This window comes from Deltaproteobacteria bacterium HGW-Deltaproteobacteria-4, from assembly GCA_002841765.1.
Classification (GTDB): domain Bacteria; phylum Desulfobacterota; class Desulfuromonadia; order Desulfuromonadales; family UBA2197; genus UBA2197.
This window is the reverse complement of sequence record PHAV01000020.1, coordinates 36,884-44,446: the sequence shown is the minus strand read 5'-3', so window position 1 is coordinate 44,446 and position 7,563 is coordinate 36,884. Positions and strand designations below refer to the sequence as shown.

The 7,563-nt window shown below is 51.0% G+C and carries 5 protein-coding genes and 1 tRNA gene; all 6 read left to right on the top strand.

What is annotated here, in order from left to right; translation table 11 throughout:
* A partial coding sequence (locus CVU69_12475) for a DNA helicase RecD (GenBank protein ID PKN11488.1) occupies window positions 1-1,122 on the top strand: 1,122 nt, incomplete at its 5' end.
* 257 nt (window positions 1,123-1,379) lie between these two features.
* Window positions 1,380-1,464, top strand: a tRNA-Leu gene (locus CVU69_12470).
* A 411-nt stretch (window positions 1,465-1,875) separates the two neighbouring features.
* On the top strand, window positions 1,876-3,189 hold the full coding sequence (tig, locus tag CVU69_12465) for a trigger factor (protein PKN11487.1): 1,314 nt from the start codon (window positions 1,876-1,878) through the stop codon (window positions 3,187-3,189).
* Window positions 3,190-3,192: 3 nt separating this feature from the next.
* The gene (gene clpP, locus CVU69_12460) at window positions 3,193-3,798 is read left to right on the top strand and encodes an ATP-dependent Clp endopeptidase, proteolytic subunit ClpP (protein PKN11486.1); all 606 of its coding nucleotides are present in this window, start codon (window positions 3,193-3,195) and stop codon (window positions 3,796-3,798) included.
* On the top strand, window positions 3,795-5,039 hold the full coding sequence (locus tag CVU69_12455; GenBank protein ID PKN11485.1) for an ATP-dependent Clp protease ATP-binding subunit ClpX: 1,245 nt from the start codon (window positions 3,795-3,797) through the stop codon (window positions 5,037-5,039). Before clpP ends, CVU69_12455 begins: the two co-directional genes overlap by 4 nt.
* A gap of 63 nt (window positions 5,040-5,102) precedes the next feature.
* A complete protein-coding gene (locus CVU69_12450) occupies window positions 5,103-7,511 on the top strand; it encodes an endopeptidase La (protein PKN11484.1) in 2,409 nt (802 codons plus the stop codon).
* Window positions 7,512-7,563 lie beyond the last annotated feature (52 nt).

Genomic DNA, 7,563 nt, shown 5'->3' with positions numbered 1-7,563 from the left:
GCAGTCGAGCACGTCTTTCGGTATGGCCATCGGTTCCTCCAGTGGTTACGGGTTGTAACCGACGATGACCATTTACACAAAGTTTTTTACACCCTCGCTGTAAACGACATAACTACTCCTACCGCTCACCAGATTAAGCCGTGGACTATTCATGCACTAATCGCTAGGGTCGAGAGTGGTGTCATAGATCTTTCAAAATATGACAATCCCTTAATTGTCATCGATGAATGCTCAATGGTCGACGTTGCCCTGTTTAATAATCTTCTGAACCTCTTCGATGGCAAGAATTTCAGCCTTCTTACCGTTGGCGACACAGAGCAGCTCAGCCCGGTTGGTTTTGGCATCGCTTGGCACAAAATGGCTCAATCAGCAGCTATCCCTCGCGTCAACTTAACGGAGGTTCTTCGTCAGAAGAAAAATTCACCAATTCACAAACTTGCAATGCAGATGAGGAAATATGATGAAAAAGGAAAAGACCGCCAGATCGATGTACTCCAAGTATGGGCAGGAGAAGATGAGGGCGTTTTTCTTGTCCCATGTGCTAAGCAGGAAATCAAGGAGGCTCTCCGTAATATCAAGACAAGACTCCCCACCGCCCAGATTCTTACTCCTCACATGTCAGAACGGATGCCCGATTCTGGACACAGAATAAATAAGCACCTCCAGAATGAGCTCAATGGCGATGCGAAGCGAATAGCGCTCGGGCATCTCTGGCTACATGAAAATGATCCCGTTATTGTTACCGAAACGAAGAATGATATTGATCTGTTCAACGGCACTATGGGTGTCCTCAGATGCATTGAGATAACAAATGGTGAGTTGGTGGGTGTCTTCGATTTGGAGGGACACCCTCAGCCTCTTACTCTCGACACTGATGCCATGTTCGATGTTGGAATGATGCCCGCCTACGCCATCTCGATACACAAAAGCCAAGGGTCTGAGATGGATGTAACCGCTATCTGTTGTGTCGTCGATAGCGATATGATTGAAAGAAGTCTGATATACACAGCCCTCACCAGGGCTAAGAAACTCTGTCTTATAGTAGGCTCACAAAATGTTTTCGATCGTGCTGTTCATAAGAAACCAAAAGCCGAGACGCTTTGTGTCGGATTTTCGATTTAGTGATCTATCTTCAAATCCTCCAGTGGGGGCGTGACATTCAAAAAAATGCAGAGGTCATCTTCTTGGCGAAGCCGCACCGACATTGGGGTTCATAACCGAGCACCGCCGAATTCGAACTGAAGGAGATGTTACGCGTTTTCGGAGATTTCTTTCTCGCATGGATCTTTTTTTTACAAACTTGCTAGTTAACTTCCCAAAATCCAGCTCCTTTTCATATTGATTAATATCTCTGATTGGTGTATATAGCTCGTTCGCTTGCGGGCGTGGCGGAATTGGCAGACGCACCAGACTTAGGATCTGGCACCGCAAGGTATAGGAGTTCAAGTCTCCTCGCCCGCACCATTTTTCATACTAAGCCCATCATGGTGCATCTGGAGCACAGTGCTGGATCGTAGATGAAATGTGAAAAACACGGTTCGAGTCGATCCACTCTCGCCTGTGAGTTAATGCACAACTAGTTGTTCTTTCAAAAAATGCGTAGTCGGGGACAAGAGAATAAATCTAAGTATTGAAAAAACTTAGGTTCCAAGGAATTTAATTGGGTAAAATGAATACAGTCAGTAGGACGGGCAACCTACTTTTCTACCCCATAACGGTTCGACTCCCCTCTCTCGCACCAAGCCGTCACCCTTCAATAATTTTTGACGGTTCCTGAATTCATTAACTCTACGTCCAGACCGTAGCCCAGCAGGGTTCGGTCTGTCTCTTTTTTCACAATCCAACACCCCCATTAAAATCGCAAGGAGCAAACCCATGAACGTCACAATAGAAGAGATCAGCAGCATCAAAAAACGCCTGTCCTTTGAAGTCCCTGCCGAAACGGTCGCGACTGAAATTGAAAAGGCTTACCAGAAGATCGGTCAGAGCGCCAAAATCAAAGGTTTCCGCGCCGGCAAGATCCCCCGCCCCATCCTTGAGCAATACTATGCGCCGCAAATGGAGCAGCAGGTCATCAACCGCCTGATCAATGACAGTTACGTGAAAGCGCTCGACACCCACGACATCAACGTCCTTAGCGACCCGAAAATTATTGACAACAGCCTGATCGAACACGGAAAACCCTTTACTTATGCCGCTGAGGTTGAAGTCAGTCCGCAAGTGACCGCCCGCGATTACACCGGTCTGGTCCTGCAGAAAGAACGTTTCGTCTTTGACGAAACATCGATCGAAACACAACTCGAAGAGATGCGGCAAGGACGTGCCGAAATTGTCGACTCCAGCCGTGATACTGCCGCCCTCGGCGATCACGTCGTCATTGATTTCTCCGGCTCGGTCGATGGCGTCCTCTTTGATGGAGGAACTGCTGAGGATTTTACCCTGGAACTCGGTTCCGGACAGTTCATCCCCGGCTTCGAAGAGCAGGTTGTCGGCATGAAGGTCGATGAGTCTCGTGATGTTCAGGTCACCTTCCCCGAGCAATACGGTAGCGCCGACCTTGCCGGCAAGGCAGCGGTCTTTGCCGTGACCTTGAAAAAAGTGCGAGAAAAGGTTGCTCCGGTGTTGACCGACGAATTTGCCAAAGGTTTTGGTTTGGAATCACTGGCGGAACTGCGGGAAAAATTGACCGAGAATGCCCGGAGACAAGAGATCAATCGCATTGATGGTGATCTGCGCGAGCGCCTGGTGACCGCCCTGATCGAGCGTAATCCCCTGGAAGTTCCGGAGACTCTGGTGCAGAATCAGCTCGGCTATATGCTCGCGAATATCCGCCAGCGCCTGGAAAGCCAGGGAATGAAGCTGGAGATGATGGGAATGACCGAGGAATCATTTAAGCAGATGTATCGGGACACGGCCATCAGTCAGGTCCAGGGAACGCTGATTCTGACCGCCATTGCTACTCAGGAAGGGATCACCGTCGAAGAGGCTGAAATCGATAGCCGCCTTGAAGAGATTGCAACGATGGCCAATGCTCCGATCGAGGCGGTGCGCAAGCATTACGCCCGCGAAGATGCTCGCATTGGCTTGATGGCTCAGATAAGCGAAGAGAAGACCATCCGCTTCCTCCTTGATAAATCCCAGCTGACTGAGGTTGACAAGGAAGAGTTGACGACCGAAGAGAAGGAGTAAGTAATGGCTATGATACCATTCGTCGTTGAGCAGACCGGCAGGGGCGAAAGATCATACGACATCTACTCGCGCCTGCTCAAAGATCGCATTATCTTTTTAGGGGGTGAGATCGATGATCACCTTGCCAACCTGATTATTGCCCAACTCCTCTTTCTCGACTCGGAAGATCCGGAGAAGGACATCTTTTTGTATATCAATTCGCCCGGCGGCGTCGTCACCGGCGGACTGGCGATTTATGACACGATTCAATACCTGAAAGCGCCGGTCTCGACAATCTGTGTCGGACAGGCAGCAAGTATGGGGGCCGTCCTTCTCGCGGCCGGAGCCGCGGGCAAACGTTTTACTCTCCCCAACTCGCGAATCATGATCCATCAACCGCTGGGTGGATTCCGTGGGCAGGCGAGCGACATCCACATTCACGCCCAGGAAATTCTCCGCATGCGCGACATTTTAAATGGGATTATTGCCCACCACACCGGCCAGTCGGTCGAGAAGATTGCTGCCGATACCGAGCGGGATTTCTTCATGAGTGGCGCGGAAGCTTGCAAATATGGTATTGTTGACTCTATAGTAACGCGTAAACCTCATACTATGGAGCTGAAAAAGTGAGCCAAAAAAGTGATCATTCCGGGCAGTTAATCTGTTCCTTCTGCGGCAAAGAGCAGAATGATGTTCGCAAATTGATTGCAGGTCCTTCCGTCTTTATCTGCAATGAATGTATCGAACTGTGCAAAGATATCATGGATGATGAATCCGAGTCGCACAGTGCCGAAGCCTCGTCTGATTTGCCCCGCCCCGTCGAAATTAAAGAGACTCTTGACGAATATGTCATCGGTCAGGAGCGCGCTAAAAAGACCTTGGCGGTTGCGGTCTACAATCACTACAAGCGGGTGAATTACCTCCGCAGTGGCGGCGATGTTGAAGTACAGAAGAGCAATATCCTCCTCCTCGGCCCGACCGGCAGTGGCAAGACCCTCCTCGCCCAGACCCTCGCCAAGGTGCTCAATGTCCCCTTTGCCATCACTGACGCCACCACTTTGACCGAAGCGGGTTATGTTGGCGAGGATGTTGAAAATATTATCCTCAACCTCCTCCAGGCTGCCGACTGGGATATCGAAAAAGCGCAGCGCGGCATCATCTATATTGACGAAGTCGACAAGATTGCCCGCAAAACCGACTCACCCTCGATCACGCGTGACGTGTCTGGCGAAGGAGTGCAACAAGCCCTGCTCAAGATTATCGAAGGGACCCTCGCCAATATTCCTCCCAAAGGGGGAAGGAAACACCCGCAGCAGGAATTCCTCAAGATCGACACGACGAATATTCTCTTTATCTGTGGCGGCGCCTTCTCCGGTCTCGACAGCATCGTCTCCCAGCGCATCGGCACCAAGTCGATGGGCTTCGGGGCGATAACCAAGCAGCGCCACAATCTGTCGACTGGCGAAGCCATTGCACAGGTCGAACCAGGTGATCTTCTCAAATTCGGCCTCATTCCTGAATTTGTCGGCCGCCTGCCGGTCATCGCCACCCTGAACGAACTCGACGAAGAATCCTTGATCTCTATTCTCAAGGAGCCGAAGAATGCCTTGGTCAAACAGTATCAAAAGCTCTTTGAACTCGACAATATTAACCTCAAATTCACTGATGGCGCCCTGATTGCGGTCGCACAGCAAGCACTGAAACGGAAAACCGGCGCCCGTGGTCTCCGTTCCGTCCTCGAAAATGCCATGCTTGACGTCATGTATGAAATTCCCTCCCTTGATCGCGTCCGCGAGGTCGTCATCAACGAGGACGCAATTTTGGGTGTCGCGCGACCACTGGTTCTTCAGGACTGCGCTGAATCGGCCTGAACAACTGCACCTAAAAACTGGCGGTAGATTTATTCAACCAACCTTCCCCCAAGGGCTTGAGTCATGACCGACTATCCTGAATCAGGGCAGGCAGTCTCAAGCTTGTCCAATGAAACTCTCTACCCCCTCATCCCCTTGCGAGACATCGTCATCTTTCCGGCGATGGTCACGCCACTCTTTGTCGGCCGCCCACGCTCCATTCAGGCGTTGGAAGCGGCCAATGCTGAAAAGCGCCTTATCTTCCTGACAACACAACGCGATCCGAAAGTCGATGACCCGCTCCAAGGGGATCTCTATGAAGTCGGTGTTATCGGACAGATTATTCAATTGCTCAAACTCCCTGACGGGACCGTTAAGGTTCTGATCGAAGGGAAGGAACGGGCCCGTATCATCGGCCTCGAAGAACGTCCAGAATGTCTTTATGCGAAAGTCGTCCTGGAAGAGGAGTTGTTAGCGGACTCGGACGAGATTGAAGCGATGAGTCGGAGTGTCCTTGCCGCCTTTGAAAGCTATATCAACCTTAGCAAGAAGATCCCGCCGGAGATGTTCTCTTCGATTTCCGGAATCACGGCTGCAGGACGCCTTGCTGACGCGATTATTCCGCAATTGAATGTCAAAGTTTCCGACAAACAGCAGATCATGGAGCAGATCAACCCCCTCCTGCGCCTGGAAAGTCTTCTCACTCTCCTCGAACACGAACTGCAGATCCTCGGCATCGAGAAGAAAATCCGCAGTCGGGTCAAGAGCCAGATGGAACGGAGTCAGAAAGAGTATTATCTCAACGAACAGATGCGCGCCATCCAGAAAGAACTGGGTGAAAAGGACGATTTCAAGCAGGAGTTACGTGAATTAGAAGAACGAATTAACGCTGTCGGTCTCTCAAAAGAAGCAAAAGAGAAAGCTTTGGCTGAGTTGCGTAAACTGAAACTGATGTCACCCATGTCTGCCGAAGCGACGGTGGTCCGCAACTATATCGACTGGATCGTCTCGATTCCCTGGAAAAAAGCGAGTAAAGATCGTCATGATCTGCAACGAGCGGAAAAGATCCTTGAAGCTGACCATTACGGATTACAAAAAGTCAAAGAACGAATCCTGGAATATTTAGCAGTGCAAGCGCAGGTCAAAAAGATCAAGGGACCAATTATCTGCCTGCTCGGGCCTCCTGGTGTAGGGAAAACTTCCCTTGGACGTTCGATCGCCAAAGCTCTGGAAAGAAAGTTTGTCCGCATTTCCCTTGGCGGCGTTCGAGACGAAGCCGAAATTCGTGGTCATCGGCGTACCTATATCGGCGCCATGCCCGGCAAGATTATCCACGGAATGCGCAAAACCGGTGTCGTTAATCCCGTCTTTCTTCTCGATGAAATTGACAAAATGAGCACCGACTTTCGCGGAGATCCTTCGTCGGCCTTACTCGAAGTCCTTGACCCTGAGCAGAACCATACTTTTGGCGATCACTTCCTGGATGTTGAATACGACCTGTCGGCGGTGATGTTTATCGCCACGGCAAATTCCCTGCACACGATTCCACGGGCCCTACTCGACCGCATGGAGATTATCCGGGTGGAGGGGTATACCGAAGAAGAAAAATTGCATATTGCCCGTCGTTACCTCCTCCCCAAACAGTTGGAAGTGCACGGTTTCCCGCCAAACCAGATTAAATTCAGCAATTCTGCAATCTATGAGATCATCCGCTATTATACGCGGGAAGCGGGAGTCCGCAATTTGGAACGGGAAATAGCCGCCATCTGCCGAAAACTGACCCGGCAACTCCTGGCGGCACAGACCAGCAAGAAAGCTGTGACCGTGACTTCCCGCCAGGTTGGCAGCTATCTTGGCATTCACACCTATTCTTACGGAGCCCTCGAAATTAAAAATATGGTCGGCATCGCCACCGGTCTGGCCTGGACCGCAGTTGGCGGTGAGACCCTGACTATAGAAACTACGGTTCTGCCGGGGAGCGGAAAATTGACCGTTACCGGCAAACTTGGTGAGGTCATGCGCGAATCTTCCCAGGCGGCCCTCAGCTATGTCCGCTCACGCTGGCAGGAACTCGGACTCGAAAAGGATTTCTACCAACGTCTCGATATCCATATCCATATCCCCGAAGGGGCAACCCCCAAGGACGGACCATCCGCCGGGATTACCATGGCCACAGCCATCGCCTCGGCGTTGACAGGACGTGCTGTCGATAGAGCATTAGCCATGACCGGTGAAATCACTTTGCGCGGCCGGGTATTGGCCATTGGCGGTCTCAAGGAAAAGTTGCTGGCAGCAAAAAGAGCGGGCATTACTTGCGTTCTCATCCCTGAGGAAAACCGCAAGGATTTGACGGAGATTCCGGCCAGCGTCCAGCGGGGACTCACAATTATTCCCGTCAACCATATGGATCAAGTCCTTGAAGCAGCCCTCCTTGCACCTGCAGAGAAGCGAGAAGAAAGAGTCATAACCGCCGAGGCTCCAACTGTACAGTGAGCAGCGGTGATTTTGACCAAATATTTTCTTGACAGTAACAAAACGGCTCTGT